We start from the raw sequence: 17,951 nt of genomic DNA on the forward strand, positions 1-17,951 counted from the left end.
TTTGTGTTAGCCTTCCGGGTGTTTTCCTGGAAGGCTTATTTTGTCGTTGTGAAGTCTTTTTCGAAGACGGCTCAGGGTTTCGCGGGAAATGCCGAGGTAGGAGGCGACCATGTGGAGGGGGACTTTGTTGAACACTTTTGGGTAGGTCCTTTGGAATTCGAGGTATCGTTGTTCGGCTGAGCTGCTGATGAGGGAATAGATGCGTTCCTGTGCCATTTCGTAGGCTCTGGCGGAGAGGTTGTCGTAGAAAGTTTTTAGTGCGGGGATGGTGGTCAATAGGTTTTCCCAGTCGGTTGTGGCGGAGTCGCGGATGGATTGGAGGTCCTGGGGCGATGAAGTATAAAATTACAGGGTAAGTTGTTAAAGATTTACCCTGTTGTCGTTTTCAGCGTCTTCGCGGGAATTATTAATTTTCGAGGGCTCCTTTCAGCTGTTGCAATCCGGTATTCAAGTTTTTGTTAAGCGCCGCTTCGATGATTGGTTTCATTTTGTTCATTGGATATTTCAATTCGGGGTCCATGGAGGCGAAAAAAGCCATTTCTTCATCCGCGGCATTTACCGGGTGGCCTGTCAGAACGATTGTGGTTTTGCCATTTTGGTCCATGAAAGGGTAGAATTGGGGTGACGCCCGGCGAGAAAAGACTATTGGACGTTGATAGAAATGAAGAAGCCGGACTTTTGGTCCGGCTTTTGGGAGTGGAGATTACCGGAGTCGAACCGGTGACCTTTTGCATGCCATGCAAACGCTCTAGCCAACTGAGCTAAACCCCCTTGTTTTTCCGGCGTGGGCCGGGATTGGGTCCCTAAGCTGGTGGATGCCTGAGGGGCGGGTGATGCCCGGTGGGGCGGCCAGATTTGGGAGTGCAAATATATGGGATTTTTGGGTTAAACAATTCAAAAATTCCCGGTGTTATATATTTTTGGGGACTGCTCCGGATTGGGGCAGGGAATCAACTTTACCGATATGGGATTTCTGAGACAACTTGCCGAGTATTTTTATCTCAAGAAGAGGGATCCGAATGCGCCGCATACGCAATGGATGAAGTATATGCATGGGATCAACCGCATATCTATTTTTATGTTTTTGGTTGCCATTATTGTGATTATTGTAAGGTTGTTATTTTTCAGACATCATTAGTGGGACCACGCGGGGTGGGGTGTGAACCGCGGGATGGTGGGACGTGAACCGTTGGACCGTGGGGGTGTGAACCGAGTGGGCTAGGACTGCGGCTGTGTGGCGGGGTGTTCGTGCATGAAGCGGAGGATGCTGGAGGCGGCGTTGGCTGAGGCGTGGCCGCCCCGGCTGAGGAGTTCTTTCAGGTTGAGATAGTCGATGCGGAGTTGTTGGCGGCGATCGGGGTTGTGGAGGAGGTCTTCGAGTTCGCGGCGCAGGTTTTCGGGAGTCAGCTGGTCCTGGATCAGCTCGCGCACGACGAGTTTGTCCATGATGAGATTGACGAGGGAGATATATTTTACTTTGATGAGGCGTTTGGCGATCTGGTAAGAGATGTTGCTGCCTTTATAGCAGACGACTTCGGGCACGGCGAAGAGGGGCGGTTTCGAGGGTGGCGGTGCCGGAGGTGACGCAGGCGGCTTCCGAATGGAGGAGGAGCCAGTAGGTCTGGTTGCAGACGGAGGAGACGTTGGGGTAGGGGGAGAGAATGTCTTTATAAAACTCTCCGTCCTGGCCGGGGGCCTGGGCGACGACGAACTGGTAGTCGGGGAAGAAGCGGCTTGCTTCGAGCATGACGGGGAGTTTTTTGAGGATCTCCTGTTTGCGGCTGCCAGGGAGGAGGGCGATGATGGGTTTGGAGGATGGGGCGCCGGTGTTGTTGGAGGAGTCGGCGGAGCGGAATTTGTCGATGACCTCGACGAGGGGGTGGCCGACGTATTCGACGTCGTAGTTCCATTTTCGGTAGAACTCTTTTTCGAAGGGAAGGATGACGAGCATTTTGTCGACGTTGGCCCGAATTTGCTTGACCCTGTTCTCTTTCCAGGCCCAGACCTGGGGGATATATAATAGATGATCCGGAGGCCCTGCTGGCGCGCCCATTTGGCGATTCGCATATTGAAGCCCGGATAGTCTACCAGGACGAGGGCGTCGGGGCCGTAGCCGGTGATGTCCGCCTTGCAGAAGTCTATATTGCGGAAGATGGTGCGGAGGTTCATCAGCACTTCGGCGAATCCCATGAAGGCGAGGTCTTTGTAGTGCTTGACCAGGTGGCCGCCGGCTTGTCGCATCAGGTCGCCTCCCCAGCACCGGACGTCGGTGGAGGGGTCTTGTTCTTTTAGCTGTCTGATCAGATTGCTGCCGTGCAGGTCACCGGAAGCTTCGCCTGCGATGATATAATACTTCATGAGGGGATAAAGATACGGACGCGGGTTGGTCACGTCAAACAAATCATCGATATTAGCTGTTTTGGAACGTTTATTCCATGATGAAAAGAGAAATCAGTTTATTACAGGCTACCTCAATCAATATGATCGACATGGTGGGTATCGGACCGTTCGTAACCCTGTCGATAGTCATCAGTATAGTTGGCAGCAATCTTTTTATCTGGGCCTGGGTATTCGGGGCTGTGACGGCCCTGATCGACGGGATGATCTGGAGTGAACTGGGGGCGGCTTATCCGCTGGCGGGTGGAAGCTATAATTTTCTCAAGGAGGCGTATGGCCCAAAAGGGGGGAAACTGATGTCCTTTCTTTTTGTGTGGCAGACCTGTCTGCAGTCTTCCATGGTCGTGGCTTCGGGCGCCATCGGGTTTGCGCAGTATTTCAACTACCTGATGCCGCTGGGCTTCTGGTGGGAGAAGGTAGTTTCAGGGTCGCTGGTGATCGTGATCACGGCGTTGTTATACCGAAATATCCGGACCATCGGAAAGATGGCGGTGTTCCTCTGGGCGGGGGTGATCATAATTATCCTTTGGATCATCATCAGCGGGTTCACCCACCGGCAGGTCAGCTACAGTTGTCTGCCTTCGGGCGGTCAGTCGATGTTCAGCACGGCGTTTGGTCTGCTCGTCGGGCAGGCGTCGGTGAAGACGATCTACAGCTATCTGGGTTATTATAATGTCTGCCACCTGGGCGGGAAATCAAGAATCCGGGTCGTAATATTCCCCGCAGCATTTTTATCTCCATCTTTTGTATTGCGGCCCTCTATCTGGCCATGAACCTCAGCGTGGTCGGGGTGATTCCCTGGCGCGAGGCGATGGGGTCGAAATTCGTAGTAAGTCTTTTTATGGAAAGGATCTATGGTTCGCATACGGCGCAGATCGCGACGCTGCTGATCCTGTGGATCGCCTTTGCGTCACTATTTGCGGTAGTGCTCGGTTATTCCCGGGTGCCCTATGCGGCAGCGGCGGATGGCAATTTCTTTCCCATTTTTGCGCGGCTGCATTCGCGCAAGGATTTCCCCTATGTCTCATTGCTGTTCGTCGGCGGGCTTGGATTCGTGTTCAGTCTGCTGCTGAAGCTGCAGGAGGCGATCAGCGCCATTCTCGCCATGCGGATCCTCGTGCAGTTCGTGGCACAGGCGGTGGGGGTCGTGTTGCTGAGAAAGCGAAACGGGACGGCGAACCTGCCGTTCAAGATGTGGCTGTACCCCTTGCCGGTAGTGCTTTCAGTAGCGATCTGGCTGTTCGTTCTGTATTCGACGGGCCTTGCTGCTCTGCTGGGAATGTTTCTGACGGCCTGCGGAGTGATCGTATATTATGCGTTCAGGGGGAATTTTGAACGTGCTAAACTCAAAATATCGTAGATTTCCGGCCATATATTTTTTACATATGAAAAGAAGGAAGTTTCTTCAGCAAGGAATGATTGCTTCGGCGGGATTGCTGGCCGGAGGAAAGATAATGGCAAACGATGGGCCTGATGGCAGCGGGGGTGGGGGTTTGGGCGCCGAGTTCCCGGTGGTGAGGATACCGGAAGCCAAGCGGAAGTTCAAGTGTCAGGCAGTAGAGAAGGTGATCCGGGAGGTGAGGCAGAATATCGGGAATAAAGAGGTCGGGTGGTTGTTCGAAAACTGTTTTCCCAACACGCTGGATACGACGGTAGACTTTGAACTGATCGGCGGCAAGCCGGATACGTATGTGATCACCGGAGATATCGACGCCATGTGGCTGAGGGACAGCAGCGCCCAGGTATGGCCCTATATCAGTCTCGCCAAAGACGACAAAGACCTTCAGCAAGCTTGGTGAGGGAGTCATCCATCGCCAGGTGAAGTGCATCCTGAAGGATCCATATGCCAATGCTTTTTACAAAGACGAATCAAAGGTCAGCGAGTGGAAGGCTACGGACCTTACCGATATGAAACCGGGGATCCATGAACGGAAATGGGAGATCGACAGTCTCTGCTATTCCATCCGCCTTTCTCACGGATACTGGCAGATAACGGGGGACAAGTCGCCCTTCGACGAGCAGTGGGTCGCGGCCATGAAAACAGTGCTCGACACTTTTAAAACTCAGCAGCGCAAGAATGGCGACGGGCCATATAGCTTCCAGCGGAAAACGAGCTTCGCTACCGACAGCGTTCCCCTGCGTGGTTACGGGTACCCCACTAAAAAGTAGGTCTGATCCATTCGATGTTCCGTCCCAGCGATGACGCGACGATCTATCCTTTTCTGATCCCCTCCAACCTGTTTGCGCTGAGTAGTCTGCGGAATTTGCGGACGATGCTGGCAGCACTGTCTGTCGGGAAAGACCTGGATGGGGCGGCTTTCGCGCTGGAGAACGAACTGAATGCCGCGCTGCTGGAGCACGCAATCGTGACGCATCCTGTTTTTGGGGAAGTGTTTGCCTATGAGGCGGACGGTTTTGGCAACCATACCTTCATGGATGACGCCAATGTACCGGAGCCTTCTGGCGCTGCCCTATCTGCAGTCTCCCCACTATGAGGGCGATCTTTCGGTGCTGCATCCCGACAAACGCGGGTACACGGTCTACCAGAATACGCGCAGGATGTTACTGAGTGAAGCCAATCCTTTTTACTTCAAGGGCGCCGCGGGGAAGGGATCGGTGGCCCTCATGCCGGGCTGAATATGATCTGGCCGCTGAGCATCATTATCCGCGGGCTTACCAGCCATGACTCGCAGGAGGTGGCGCACTGTCTGAAGCTGTTGCAGAACAGCCATGCGGGGAAGGGTTTCATGCACGAGTCTTTTCACAAGGACGACGTGAATAAATTCTCCCGCCCCTGGTTTGCATGGGCGAATACCCTGTTCGGGGAATTTGTGCTGAAGACCTATAAGACGCAGCCGGCGTTGTTGTCGTAGTGGGACGCCGGCCCGGGGACCGGCCGGCGGGTGAATGGGTCTAGCTAACGGTTACGAGGTAGTAATTCTTTTTCCCTTTTTGTACCAGAATATATTTTCCGTGAAGGAGGTGAGAGTCGTCGACAAGTGCTTTGACGTCTTCCACCTTCTTTCTGTTTATGCTGAGGCCTCCGCCCTGGACCAGTTTGCGGGCTTCGCCTTTGCTGGCTATGATGCCCGAGTCCGCCAGGAAGCTGACGACGTCGACGCCGAGGCGTGCAGTATCGTAGCTGAACTGAGCGACGCCTTCGAGAGATTGCAGGTCTTCCTCGCTGAGTGATTCGGCGGGGGCGGACTGGTTAGCGAAGACTTTTTCGGTATCGGCCAGGGCTTTCTGGTAGCCGGCTTCGCCGTGGACGAAAGTGGTGACGTGCTGGGCTAGGGTCTTTTGGAGTATACGGTGTTCCGGGGTCTTTTTGTGCTGGTCTTCGAGAGCGCCGATCCCCGCTGGGGAGAGGAAGGTGAAGATCTTTATCCATTTTTCAGCGTCTGCGTCGGAGGCGTTGAGCCAGAACTGGTAGAAGAGATAAGGGCTGGTTTTGTCGGGGTCGAGCCAGACGTTGCCTTTCTCTGTCTTGCCGAATTTGCCGCCGTCGGCCTTGGTGAGGAGGGGGCAGGTGAAGGCGAAAGCTTCGCCGCCGGCTTTGCGGCGGATGAGCTCGGTACCGGTGGTAATATTCCCCCACTGGTCGCTGCCGCCCATCTGGAGTTTGCAGCCACGGTGCTTGTACAGCCAATAAAAATCGTATCCTTGAACGAGTTGGTAGGTGAATTCAGTGAAACTCATGCCGTTTTCGCCTTCAAGACGCTTTTTAACGCTGTCTTTGGCGGACATATAGTTTACTGTAATATGTTTCCCGACGTCTCGGATAAAGTCGAGGAAGGACATGTCCCTGAACCAGTCATAGTTGTTGACCATTTCGGCCTTATTAGGGAGGCTGGGATCGAAGTCGAGGAATTTTTCCAGTTGTTTTTTGACGCCGGCCAGGTTATGGTTTAGGGTCTCTTCGCTGAGAAGGTTGCGTTCTTCACTTTTTCCGCTGGGGTCGCCGACCATTCCGGTGGCGCCGCCGACGAGCGCAAATGGTTTGTGTCCAGCCTTTTGTAAATGAACTAGCAGGAGGATGGGGACCAGGCTGCCGATATGGAGGCTGTCCGATGTGGGGTCGAAACCGATGTATCCCGAGGTCATTTCTTTGGAGAGCTGTTCTTCTGTTCCGGGCATGATGTCCTGTACCATGCCGCGCCATTTGAGTTCTTCGATCAGATTCATGGGGCAAAACTATGGTTTTTTTCGGGTACCTGGTCTCCGGATGAAAGGGGATGATGCGGGTCAGGAGGGGTGGAAGAATGGGTGGTTTGGCCGGTTGCAGGGTGGGAGGTAAGGGTTTGTTTGTAAAAAGCGGGTTTGTGGTTGATTATGAGCGGTTTAGTGGAAAAGAAAGGCGGATGTGATAATATGTTAAGCGTACAATATAATGAATGAAAGCCCGTTAATCCTGGAGGCCCAAAAATTCCGTAGAAGCAATGATCCGATCCGTTGAAAGCCCACAAAAATACCATAACCGTTGGCTTATGCTGAAAAGAATGCGGGGTAAGACAAGTATCTACTCCTTTTTGCTATTCGTAGCCGGATCCTTATGTCACCTTTCTGCAACCGCTCAGTTCACCAAATATTCCAATGAGTTCCTAAATATCGGTGCGGGAGCCCGGGGGATGTCCATGGGGGGCGCCCAGGTCGCATCTGTTTCGGATGGTACGGCGGGTTACTGGAATCCGGCCGCCCTGGCGAATATCCGCGACAACCCCCAGCTGAATGTGATGCACGCCGAGTATTATGCCGGCGTGGGTAAGTATGATTTTGCCAATCTGGTGCTGCCGCTGAAGGACAACAAGCGGACCATCGGATTGACCCTGCTTCGTTTTGCGGTAGACGATATTCCCAATACCATATTTTTGGTCCAGCCCGACGGGACGGTGAATTTCGACAATATCACGACGTTCTCGTCTGCCGACTATGCTTTTATCTTTTCCCTTGCGCAGCAGGGTACGCTGGGGAGGAACACTCATTTCAATTTCGGGGGTAATGCCAAGATCATTTACCGTAAGGCGGGGGATTTTGCGACAGCGTGGGGGTTTGGATTTGACGCGGCCGCGCTGCTGAGCGGAAACCGATGGAAGGTAGGGGTTGTGGCGCGCGACGTGACGACCACCTTCAATGCCTGGTCGTTCAGCCTTAATGAGGCGATCCGTCAGGTCTTTTATGAGACTCAGAATGAGATACCGGGCAAATCGACGGAACTGACCGCTCCCCAGCTGATGGTGGGTGGCTCTTATAGTTTCAGGATCAACAAGAAGTTGTCTCTGCTGGCGGAGGCCGATCTGGACGTGACGTTTGACGGCCGCCGGAATACGGTGATCAGCACCAACCCTGTGAGTATCGATCCGAGGTTGGGACTGGAGCTTTCCTTCAAAGATGTGTTCTTTGTCCGGGGAGGAGTCAATAATTTCCAGAAAGCGCTGGATGACAGAGACACTTTGAACCAAAAGAAGATATGGGTCTATCAGCCCAGTGTCGGGGCCGGCTTTCGTGTCGGGGATGTGCAGATCGACTATGCGTTCACCAATCTTGCGAATCAATCGTATCCATTATACACCCATGTATTTTCACTGCGTATCGATATGAGAAGGAAGGATGAAAAGAAGAAAAGGTAGTGGGGTATAATTTAACGAAACCAGATAGTATGAAAAAGTTTTTTACTATTGTTGGCTTACTGGTATTATCGATCGGGGCATTTGCTCAGGCCTATAATAACGAATGGATAGACTTCAGTAAGACCTATTACAGGTTCAAGGTTGGGGCTACGGGCTTATACCGCATTCCCCAGGCGGTGCTGGCCAGCGCCGGAATGGGTGGCGTATTTGCACAGAATTTCCAGCTGTTCCGCAACGGGAAAGAGGTGCCCATCTATGTAACCGGGAGCAATCCGGGCGCTCCTTTGGGCAGTACGGACTATATCGAGTTCTGGGGCCAGAGAAATGATGGTGTGCCGGACAATCCTCTATACCGCAGCCCCAATTATCAACATACACAATACTATAGTCTCGAGACGGACACCGCTGCGTATTTTCTCGTAGAGAATACCAGCGGCAGTGCCTTCATTATACCGACGTGGCGAATAATGCAGCGGGTTCATCGCTGACGCCCGAGACTTCTTTTATGTATACGGCAGGCAGTTATTTCAAGTCGGGTTCCGGTTATCCCAATCCGGGGTTTGCGCAGGTGGTAGGGGAATATATTTATTCTTCGTCCTATGATATCGGCGAGTTCTGGGCGACCGATGCGATAGCGCCCGGTGCGCCCTATACTGATACGAAGGGAGGGTTATTCGTCTATACGGGTGCGGGTGCGCCGGATGCGAGTATCAAGTTTGGGATGGTTGGGACGGCCGACAATATTCGCACTGTTCAGGTGACGGTGAACGGGACGACGGTGGATAACGAATCCATGAACAGCTTTAACGACCTGCTGACGACGAAGACGGTTCCGTTGGGAGTGATCAGCGGGGGCTCGGCTTCCGTCGCGTTTGTCAACAGCAGTGCGGTCAGCACGGACAGGATGGTGGCATCTTTTTATGAGTTGACCTATCCGCGTCAGTGGAATTTCGGCGCGCAGTCCAGTTTCCTTTTTCAATTGCCTGCCAAGGCCGCCGGATACTTGCTGAATATCACCAATTTCGCGGTATCAGGCAGTATTTTGCCGATACTCTATGATCTTACGGATGGATCGCGCTATAGTGCTGTGGTGAATGCAGGTACTGTCTCCTTTGCTCTGCCGCCTTTATCGGCAACGCATAGCTATGTACTGGTGAATGAGGACAATACGACAATCCGTACGGTGACGGCGCTTACGAGCAAGCGGTTTGTGGATTTCAGCCAGCCTGCCAACCAGGGGAATTATATCATTATCAGCAATCCGCTATTATATACGGGATCCAACGGGAATAACCCGGTGGTGGACTATAGGAATTACAGAGCGAGCGTTGCGGGAGGCAGTTTTGCCGCGAACATTTATGATATCAACGAGCTGGTAGATCAGTTTGCGTTTGGCATCAAGAAAGATCCTTTGTCGATACAGAACTTCCTGCGTTACGCAAGGGCGAAGTTTGCGGCCAAGCCGCAGTACGTGCTGCTGATCGGTCATGGGCTGATGTATTCAGACTATTATTATTACAGCGAGTTATCGCATCTCCCGGAATCCGAGATATTGGACGCGGTGCCTACCTATGGCGCGCCGGGGTCCGACAACAAACTGGCGGGCAACAATGGCGTCGATGCGGTACCGGCGATCCCGATCGGAAGGATTTCGGTCGTGTCGGGGCAGGAACTGGAAGTATATTTAAGTAAGGTAAAGGAATACGAGCAGGTTCAGCAGACGGCACCCAACACGCTGGCCGGCAGGCTTTGGATGAAGAACGGCGTTCACCTGACGGGTGCGAGTGAGCCCTTTCTGGGAACGATCCTTTGTAATTATATGAATGCCTATGCAAACCTGATCACGGGGCCTACGTACGGTGCCAATGTGACGACGTTTTGCGATGGAAATGCGTCGAATGTGAGTCAGGTTCCCACTACGACCATTTCGAATCTGTTCAGCACGGGCATGAGCCAGCTGTGTTATTTCGGGCACTCTTCGAATCAGGTACTGAGCTATAATCTGAACTCTCCGCAGGACTATAATAATGCGGGAAAGTATCCGGTATTCTTTGTAAATGGGTGTGACGCGGGTGATTTTTTTGTCTATGATCCGGGTCGGCTTTCGACGAGCAAGACCCTTTCGGAGTCGTGGGTATTGGCCAATGGCAGGGGTCTGTGGCTTTTGTAGCCTCCACGCACTTTGGGATAGTTAATTATCTCAATATTCTTCTAAACGGGCTTTATACGCTGATGGACAGCCTGGATTACGGAAAGCCGCTGGGCGTTTTGCAAAAGGATGCACTGCAGAATCTCATGAATGTTGCGCCGACCGACTATTTCGCGCGGTTGCATGCGGAGGAGATGACGACGCATGGTGACCCGTTCATAAAGCTTAACCAGGGTCCTACCGACTACGCCATCGAGTCCTCGGGAGTGGATATCAACCCCAGCTTTGTATCCATTTCCAACAATTCGTTCACGATGAAGGCGCGTTTTTACAATCTTGGCCAGGCGGTCTCGGGGAATGTGGTAGTCCAGGTAAAACGAACCTATCCGAATGGAACTACGGACATCATCCTGACCAAAACGATCCCTGCCATAAAATATGCCGATTCCATCGAGCTCAATATTCCTATTGTGGGATCGAGAGACAAGGGGGATAATAAGATTACGGTTTCCATCAATCCGGACAAGCTCATCAATGAAGTAACTTACGCCAATAATTCGGTTACCACGGATGTGTTCGTCTATCAGGATGAGGCTACGCCGGTATATCCATATAATTATTCGATCATCAACGCGTCGTCATCAAAGCTGATCGCGTCGACTTCCAATCCCCTTGCTGCTCCGCAGCAATATATCATGGAGGTGGACACGACACAAAATTTCAATTCTGCACTGAAGGTATCGAAGACGCTAACCACGTCTGGCGGAATTCTGGAGTTCGATCCGGGGATCGTTTTTATGGACAGTGTGGTATATTACTGGAGAGTGGGGATAGTACCGACCAATCCTGGAGGAAACTACACCTGGAACAATGCCTCCTTTATATATATCGATCCGGCGCATAGTACGGAGGGTTTTAATCAGTCTCATTATTTTCAGCATCAGCAGTCCACCGCAACAAATATGCAGATGGCGACGAATCGTCAGTGGCAATTTCAGCCGTTCAACCATGATATTTACCAGACAAACGCGGTCTATCCTGACGGTGGTACCTTCGACAATCAGTTCGCGGTAGCCGTCGACGGGAATCAGGATATCCAGAGCGCCTGCGTCGGGCAGTCTCTGATCTTCAACGTATTTGATCCGGTGAATTTCAAGGCCTGGAAGAATGTCGACGCCAATGGCAACAACCTGCATCTCAGCGGCAGCGGCGATGCGAACTGTGCGCCGTCGAGAAACTGGAATTTCGAATTTACCTATATGGATGCGACAGACCGTCAGAGGATGGTCCGTTTTATGGACAGCATCCCGAACGGATACTGGGTGACTGTAAAAAACATTCCTTTTGACTATCAGTCCGGGAATGTCTACGCGTCCGACTGGCTTGCCGACACGTCACTTCCGGGTGTTGGTCCTGGGAATTCCCTGCGCGACAGGCTGTTGAGCGCGGGCATGGCTATTATAGATTCGTTCACCAGGCCAAGGGCGTTTGTATTTATTTATAAGAAAGGTGATCCGTCGTTCGCGCCGCAGTATAAGATGGGGGACAAGATGACCGATTTTGTAACGCTGGAGTCTTTGTGCCCGGGTCCAATTCTGAAAGGAAACGTTGTGTCGCCGCAATTCGGCCCGGCCAAAAAGTGGGGAGCTGTTCATTGGAAGGGAGTGGATTTGAGTAGTCCCGCCACGGATACGGTAGGGATACGTGTGATCGGTGTCGATACGCTGGGAAGACAGGATACCTTGTATGCGCTGAACAGGGCGGCACAGGATTTTGATATTTCCGCCGTAGATGCGAAACGGTATCCCTTTGTAAAACTACAAATGACGACTGCCGATACGATACACGGGCAGCCTTACCAGTTGAAAACGTGGAGGGTAAATTATACGCCCGTTCCGGAAGGGGCGCTGGCGCCGTCTGTATTGCTGAAAGCGCCGGATACTGTCGTTCTGGGCCAGCCATACGAATTTGCCATTGCGTTCAAAAATGTGAGCCCTTACGCTTTTGACAGCATGCGGATAAAGTTGTATATCCTGGACAAGAGCAATGTAATGCATACGATAGCGCTTCCGCGGAGGAAACCGCTGATCAGCGGCGATACTCTGAGGCTGGATTATATCCTTGATACAAAGACGTATGCCGGTGCAAACACGCTATACGTCAGCTTTAACCCGGACAATGACCAGCCCGAGCAATATCTCTTCAATAACTTTCTGTATAAGGCATTTTATGTGAAGGGGGACAGCAGGAGTCCGACGCTCGATGTGACCTTTGACAATGTTCATATCCTGAACAACGATATCGTGTCCGCGAGACCGCATATCCAGATAAAGCTGCAGAGTCAGTCTCAGTATCTGCTGCTGAATGACACTTCGATGATAAGCGTGCAGCTAAAGTATCCCGACGGGTCTTTGCATACCTACGGGTTCAACAGCGACACGCTAAGGTTCATACCGGCGGCGAGTTCGACGAATAACGTGGCGACGGTGGACTTCAACCCGGCGTTCCTGAAGCAGTATACCGCGGACGGCGATACTTATACACTGATCGTCACCGGCAAGGACCAACTGGGCAATGCTGCGGGTGCAACGCCTTACAGGGTAAGCTTTAAGATCATTACGAAGGCGATGATCTCGAATATGCTGAACTATCCGAACCCCTTTACGACGTCGACTGCCTTTGTGTTCACGATCACGGGCAGCGAAGTACCCCAGAACATTAAGATACAGATACTGACCATAACCGGTAAGATCGTCCGTGAAATAACCAAGGAAGAGCTTGGGCCGCTGCATGTCGGGCGGAATATTACAGAGTTCAAATGGAACGGAACGGATATGTACGGTTCGAGGCTTGCAAATGGGGTATATCTGTATCATGTGGTCACGAATCTAAATGGTCAGTCGCTGGATAAGTATAAGGCTTCGGGTGATAATACCGACAAATACTTCAACAATGGATACGGGAAAATGTATCTTATGAAATAAAACGGTATCTTGGGCTGACCCAATTCTTTAATACGTCTGAGATGACCGCAAAGCGCAGCATTTTCCGGAGGGCTGTCTATTTGTTGTATGTACTTTTTGCAGTTTTCCTGCTGCTGGAGATCGGTCTGCGTGTATACAATCCTTTTCATTTCAGGCTAAAAGGAGACCGCATCGTGCTTCCAGCCAATCAGAAGCAAATCATTACCAATCGAATCAATCCCCGGCTGGATCCGAAGATCGTCAATACCCGCAATTCCCTTGGCTTTCGGGGCCCCGAGCTGCCGGATACAGGCGGTGGGCTACTGAAAATCATAACGATCGGTGGCAGCACGACCGAATGTCATTTTCTGAACGATGAGAAGACGTGGCCCTATCTGTTGGGGTTGAAACTTTCCGATTCGCTGCCGGGGTGCTGGGTTAATAACGCGGGGCTTGACGGACATTCCACTTATGGACATATAGTACTGCTCAATGGGGTTGTCAAACAGCTGCGACCTTCCGTGGTGATATTCCTAACGGGTATCAACGACGTAGAGAACGACGGGCCCACATTTCATGACAGGCTCAATACGCGTGGGTCGGCTGCGGACTGGCGGCATTATATTTTCGAGAACAGCGAAGTGCTCAATCTGGTGCTCAATTTCGTCAGGGGTTGGAGGGCGCAGAAGTTCAACAACACAACGGATGAGTGTATTGTCCTGGACAGCACGCAGCGGAGGCCGTTGGCGGACACGGTGGTCAGGAGGCGGATGGCGTTGCAGGGGCCTTATCTCGATGCCTACCGGGGCAGGCTGCTGCAGTTGGTGGACACCTGTCTGGCGTGGCATATCTCACCGGTGCTGATGACCCAGCCCAATCTGTTCGGAGCGGGGAAGGATCCGGTTACGCATGCCGATCTGGAGCTGTATCCTACCGATCCTGGGGATCATGACATGAACGGAAAACTGATATGGGCGATGCTGGAGCAGTATAATGACGTGGTTCGGGAGGTTTGCAGGGAAAAGGGGATATTACTTATCGATCTGGCGCGGATGATGCCCAAGAATAGCCTTTATTATTATGATATGTCCCATTTTACCAATGAAGGGGCGAGGCTGGTAGCGGAGATCGGTAGCCGGCCAGCTCGGGCCGGTATTGCGGCAGATGCCGGGAGGCTATACCCGATAGCGCCGGCAAGGGCGTTTGCGAGCTTGATATGGCCGGAAGGTCTGATATGGTCATCCAGAATGTAGTAGTCAGCGGGAGTAAACAGATGCTCTATATGCACCGTGTGAACGTGGTCTTTGAACTGCGTTTTCGGGATGGCGCCGGCTAGCTGTCTCTCCAGCGCGGAGATGAATTTTTCGGACAGATCGTCGTAGGCTTCGATGTTGAAGACATACACGTTTACGCTGTCGAAATTGAGGTCCGATCCTTTCAGGACTTCGAGGAACAGGCTTGCTTCCTTGTCGAAACGGGCGGTGTCCTCTTTGCCCGACGGCCCGTGCAGAAAGGCTTTGGAGGCAGCCGGGATGACCTGCCGGGCAAGAAAGATCTTGGCCGATGTGCAGAAATATTTGAAGGGAAACCAGGTGGTGCTCCATTTCAGCACGTCTTTGGCCGAGTCGTATACGGATGGCGGAGAGATGAAGGGCTTGTCGCCGTTGCGCACGTAAGCCTCGTTCTCCTCGGCGTCGTTGCTACAGTATTGAATGATGACGGTGCGGAGTGCTGATCGGTTGAGGTATCTTATGGAGGCGAGTTCCCTTGCTGTTCCGTAGGAGGACATTCCGGTATTGAGAACGGTAGTCCCGGTCATTTGCTGCAAAAGAGATGGAAAAGCTTCGTGTTGTTGTACGCCCCAGCCGAGCGTGTATGAATCTCCCAGGCATACGATGCCTGGAGAGTCCAGTGCGTGGCTATCGTCGCGAAAGCCGCGGGAGTCTGTATAAATGCTGTCGGAGAATTCGATATTGCTGAACAGGCATCGGTTGTCGCTGATCAGCCGGTAGAAAAGTGAGCTGTCGTACCGGGACATGGCCGGGTCGAACTGAACGATATTCCGCGTGTAGTTGTTATAGTAGTATTTTGCGGTGGGTAACAGGATGCGGGGGATGGATGAGGGGTGGTGGATCATCAAATAGCTGACTGTTTCAAAAGAACACAAAAGGAAGACGAAGGTCAGGAAACTTTTCCTGCGGGCTTCTAGATGAGGCAGGTTTTTCCATGCGGTGGATTCGAGGATGCCTGTGATCACGGCCCAGGAAAGTGTAATCAGCTGGATGCAGCTGAGCAGGTTGAAATGAAATTGAAGTGAATGCGGGAGCCGTTTTTGAAGGACTATTTTGATTACGGCCAAAACAATGAGGATAACGAGGGCGAGCAGTATTTTGCGCAGAAATCTCATTAAATCCGGGAAGATAGGGATTTTTTGCAAATTTGGCCCTGCATGAAGATACTTGGCATTTCGGCATTTTATCATGACTCGGCGGCGGCGATCATCCAGGACGGAGTGATCGTGGCTGCGGCGCAGGAAGAAAGGTTCTCGAGGATCAAGAACGATCCAGGATTTCCCTCGAAAGCTGTTGAGTTCTGTCTTCATTATTCGGGGATTCGGCTGAGCGAGCTCGATGCCATTGCTTTTTACGATAAGCCATTTTTGAAGTTCGAACGTCTGCTGGAAACATACTATTCCTTTGCGCCGTCCGGACTCGGATCTTTTTTGCAGGCCATGCCTGTCTGGATAAAGGAGAAGCTATTCTTAAAGAAAATATTGTACAGGGAGCTGGGGAAGCTGGGGCCGCTGGACAAGCGAAAGGTTCCGTTGCTTTTTCCCGAGCATCATCTTTCGCATGCGGCCAGCGCCTATTATCCTTCGGGGTTTGAGGATGCGGCTATCTTAACGCTGGACGGGGTGGGAGAGTGGGCTACGATGTCGCTTTGCAGAGGAAGTGGAAAGGATATTACTATACTGAAGCAGCTGGATTTCCCGCATTCGCTGGGATTGTTGTATTCGGCGTTCACCTATTATTGTGGATTCGCGGTGAATAGTGGCGAGTACAAGCTGATGGGGCTGGCACCTTATGGGAACCGGGATGGGGCGGATTGCCGGAGGATGGTGGAGATCATAAAGACGAAGCTGGTTACGATAAAGGAGGACGGGTCCATATTCCTTCATCAGGAAAATTTCGGCTACGCTACCGGGGACAGGATGGTGAAAGACCGGGTATGGCAGCAATTGTTTGGTTTTCCGCGGCGGACTGAAGATGGTCCGTTGGACCAGCGGTATTGCGATATGGCGCTGGCGGTTCAGGAGGTGACGGAGGAGGTGGTCATGCGGCTTGCGCGGGAATTGAAGGAGCTGACCGGATGCGAGAACCTTTGTATGGCGGGTGGAGTAGCGCTGAATTGTGTCGCTAACGGCAAACTGGACAGCGCGGAATTATTTAAACAGATGTTCATACAGCCTGCCGCGGGGGATGCCGGTGGTGCGCTGGGGGCTGCGTTGGCGGCTCAATATATCTATTTCGGGAAGGAGCGGCGGGTTGAGTTTCCGGATGCCATGCACGGCTCGTTGCTCGGCCCGGAATACGGCGAAACGGATATTTTGCCGGTAGCAAGGAAGTATAACTATCCGCACCGCATGTTCAGCGATCCGGCGGAGTTGACCACGGCGACGGCGAAGTTGATCGCGGATGGAAATATCGTGGGGTGGTTTCAGGGGCGGTCGGAGTTTGGTCCAAGGGCATTGGGTGCGAGGAGCATACTGGCGGACGCCCGTAGTCCGGAAATGCAAAAAAAGCTGAATCTTTCGATCAAGATGAGGGAGGGGTTCAGGCCATTTGCGCCGGCCGTATTGGCGGAGGAAGCCGGCAAATATTTCGAGCTGACGAGTTCTTCGCCGTATATGCTTCTGGTAAAGGAGGTGAAGAGGAGCAGGCAAATACCGGTGCCTGCGGATTTTGAAGGCCGTGGGTGGGCGGACAAGCTGTATCTTATGAAAAGCGATATCCCTGCCGTTACGCATGTCGACTACTCGGCCCGGATACAGACCGTTGATAAGCGTACCAATCCTTTGTTCTGGCAGCTGCTGCGAAACCTTGAAGCGGAAACAGGGTACGGGGTAGTTGTCAACACAAGTTTTAATGTCAGGGATGAACCGATCGTAAACAGCCCTGAAGATGCCTTCCGGTGTTTCGGTCAAACGCAGATAGATTATTTGGTTATAGGGAATTATATATTTGGCAAGAAAGAGTATATTGTGCAGAGTGATACTTAATACTAAATCAGGGTTATGGATTTTTTGAAGGATTTGTGGGCATTTTTGAAGGCCAGAAAAAAATGGTGGCTGGCGCCGTTGATCATTGTTCTGATCCTTTTAGGCCTGCTGATCGTTCTTGGGGAAGCTCGGCGCTTGCTCCCTTTATTTACACACTTTTTTAGTGATTGTTTCATGGAAAAAGACAAGCAACTGGAGACGCTGTTGGTAATCGTGATTGCGTTGGTGTCCGTCTGGTTTTTCAGGAGGGCGCAATGGCTGCTTGTCGCGGCGGTCGTCGTCGGGTTGCTGGGGATACTATCGCCGCTGTTCAGGATGGTCGTACATAGTGCATGGATGTGGCTGTCGAAGATGATGGGTGAAGTGTCGGGGAGGATCCTGCTAACGGTGGTCTATTGTTTGTTACTTCTGCCCATTGCCGTTGTGGCCAGATGGATGGGGAAGATAGGTCTTCGCCGGCGTCCGGATGGTGACAGCTGTTTCATAGAAAGGGGACACACCTATAAAAAAGAGGATATGATCCACCCATGGTAGGC

General features: G+C 52.1%; 15 protein-coding genes, 1 tRNA gene and 3 pseudogenes. 13 read left to right on the forward strand and 6 right to left on the reverse strand.

From position 1 onward, the window contains the following. Window positions 1-6: 6 nt before the first annotated feature. From ACQ86N_RS06815 to ACQ86N_RS06825, 3 genes are all read right to left on the reverse strand, one after another. Window positions 7-276: a Crp/Fnr family transcriptional regulator gene (locus ACQ86N_RS06815; RefSeq protein ID WP_431214526.1), complete on the reverse strand. Its 270-nt coding sequence runs from the start codon at window positions 274-276 to the stop codon at window positions 7-9. 130 nt (window positions 277-406) lie between these two features. Continuing rightward, window positions 407-604: a hypothetical protein gene (locus tag ACQ86N_RS06820; RefSeq protein ID WP_431214527.1), complete on the reverse strand. Its 198-nt coding sequence runs from the start codon at window positions 602-604 to the stop codon at window positions 407-409. A 93-nt stretch (window positions 605-697) separates the two neighbouring features. Next, a tRNA-Ala gene (locus ACQ86N_RS06825) sits at window positions 698-771 on the reverse strand. A 193-nt stretch (window positions 772-964) separates the two neighbouring features. On the opposite strand from ACQ86N_RS06825, the gene ACQ86N_RS06830 reads away from it, so the two are divergent. After that, a complete protein-coding gene (locus ACQ86N_RS06830) occupies window positions 965-1,138 on the forward strand; it encodes a DUF6728 family protein (RefSeq protein WP_431217299.1) in 174 nt (57 codons plus the stop codon). Window positions 1,139-1,218: 80 nt separating this feature from the next. Here the strand turns inward: ACQ86N_RS06830 and ACQ86N_RS06835 are convergent, their stop codons facing one another. After that, the gene (locus ACQ86N_RS06835) at window positions 1,219-1,542 is read right to left on the reverse strand and encodes a hypothetical protein (RefSeq protein WP_431214528.1); all 324 of its coding nucleotides are present in this window, start codon (window positions 1,540-1,542) and stop codon (window positions 1,219-1,221) included. Then, window positions 1,520-2,358: pseudogene (locus tag ACQ86N_RS06840) on the reverse strand (lipid-A-disaccharide synthase). Before ACQ86N_RS06840 ends, ACQ86N_RS06835 begins: the two are co-directional and overlap by 23 nt. 131 nt (window positions 2,359-2,489) lie before the next feature. Between ACQ86N_RS06840 and ACQ86N_RS06845 the strand changes: the two are divergent. From ACQ86N_RS06845 to ACQ86N_RS06865, 5 genes and pseudogenes are all read left to right on the forward strand, one after another. Then, window positions 2,490-3,757 (forward strand): annotated as a pseudogene (locus tag ACQ86N_RS06845) (APC family permease). A 25-nt stretch (window positions 3,758-3,782) separates the two neighbouring features. Further along, window positions 3,783-4,196, forward strand: a complete 414-nt coding sequence (locus ACQ86N_RS06850; RefSeq protein WP_431214529.1) for a glycoside hydrolase family 125 protein — start codon at window positions 3,783-3,785, stop codon at window positions 4,194-4,196. Window positions 4,197-4,215: 19 nt separating this feature from the next. Continuing rightward, the gene (locus ACQ86N_RS06855; protein WP_431214530.1) at window positions 4,216-4,566 is read left to right on the forward strand and encodes a glycoside hydrolase family 125 protein; all 351 of its coding nucleotides are present in this window, start codon (window positions 4,216-4,218) and stop codon (window positions 4,564-4,566) included. 14 nt (window positions 4,567-4,580) lie between these two features. Beyond that, a complete protein-coding gene (locus tag ACQ86N_RS06860) occupies window positions 4,581-4,892 on the forward strand; it encodes a glycoside hydrolase family 125 protein (RefSeq protein ID WP_431214531.1) in 312 nt (103 codons plus the stop codon). After that, window positions 4,843-5,270 (forward strand): annotated as a pseudogene (locus ACQ86N_RS06865) (glycoside hydrolase family 125 protein). Before ACQ86N_RS06860 ends, ACQ86N_RS06865 begins: the two are co-directional and overlap by 50 nt. 40 nt (window positions 5,271-5,310) lie before the next feature. On the opposite strand, the gene tyrS reads toward ACQ86N_RS06865, so the two are convergent. Beyond that, on the reverse strand, window positions 5,311-6,582 hold the full coding sequence (gene tyrS, locus ACQ86N_RS06870) for a tyrosine--tRNA ligase (RefSeq protein WP_431214532.1): 1,272 nt from the start codon (window positions 6,580-6,582) through the stop codon (window positions 5,311-5,313). Window positions 6,583-6,884: 302 nt separating this feature from the next. Between tyrS and ACQ86N_RS06875 the strand changes: the two genes are divergently transcribed. The 7 genes from ACQ86N_RS06875 (at window position 6,885) to ACQ86N_RS06905 (ending at window position 17,949) form a co-directional block, all read left to right on the forward strand. Further along, entirely contained in the window at window positions 6,885-8,024 is a 1,140-nt protein-coding gene (locus ACQ86N_RS06875) for a PorV/PorQ family protein (RefSeq protein ID WP_431214533.1), read from the forward strand. 29 nt (window positions 8,025-8,053) lie between these two features. Then, window positions 8,054-8,512, forward strand: coding sequence for a hypothetical protein (locus ACQ86N_RS06880; RefSeq protein WP_431214534.1), 459 nt, complete (start codon window positions 8,054-8,056; stop codon window positions 8,510-8,512). Further along, complete coding sequence (locus tag ACQ86N_RS06885) at window positions 8,482-10,194, forward strand: C25 family cysteine peptidase (RefSeq protein WP_431214535.1); 1,713 nt, start codon at window positions 8,482-8,484, stop codon at window positions 10,192-10,194. The genes ACQ86N_RS06880 and ACQ86N_RS06885 overlap by 31 nt, the downstream gene beginning before the upstream one ends. 62 nt (window positions 10,195-10,256) lie before the next feature. Beyond that, a complete protein-coding gene (locus ACQ86N_RS06890) occupies window positions 10,257-13,157 on the forward strand; it encodes a hypothetical protein (RefSeq protein WP_431214536.1) in 2,901 nt (966 codons plus the stop codon). A 41-nt stretch (window positions 13,158-13,198) separates the two neighbouring features. Then, entirely contained in the window at window positions 13,199-14,389 is a 1,191-nt protein-coding gene (locus tag ACQ86N_RS06895; protein ID WP_431214537.1) for an SGNH/GDSL hydrolase family protein, read from the forward strand. 1,196 nt (window positions 14,390-15,585) lie between these two features. Next, a complete protein-coding gene (locus ACQ86N_RS06900) occupies window positions 15,586-17,415 on the forward strand; it encodes a carbamoyltransferase family protein (protein ID WP_431214538.1) in 1,830 nt (609 codons plus the stop codon). A 15-nt stretch (window positions 17,416-17,430) separates the two neighbouring features. Next, window positions 17,431-17,949: a DUF5989 family protein gene (locus tag ACQ86N_RS06905; protein WP_431214539.1), complete on the forward strand. Its 519-nt coding sequence runs from the start codon at window positions 17,431-17,433 to the stop codon at window positions 17,947-17,949. Window positions 17,950-17,951 lie beyond the last annotated feature (2 nt).

It is taken from the genome of Puia sp. P3, assembly GCF_050632245.1.
GTDB lineage: Bacteria > Bacteroidota > Bacteroidia > Chitinophagales > Chitinophagaceae > Puia.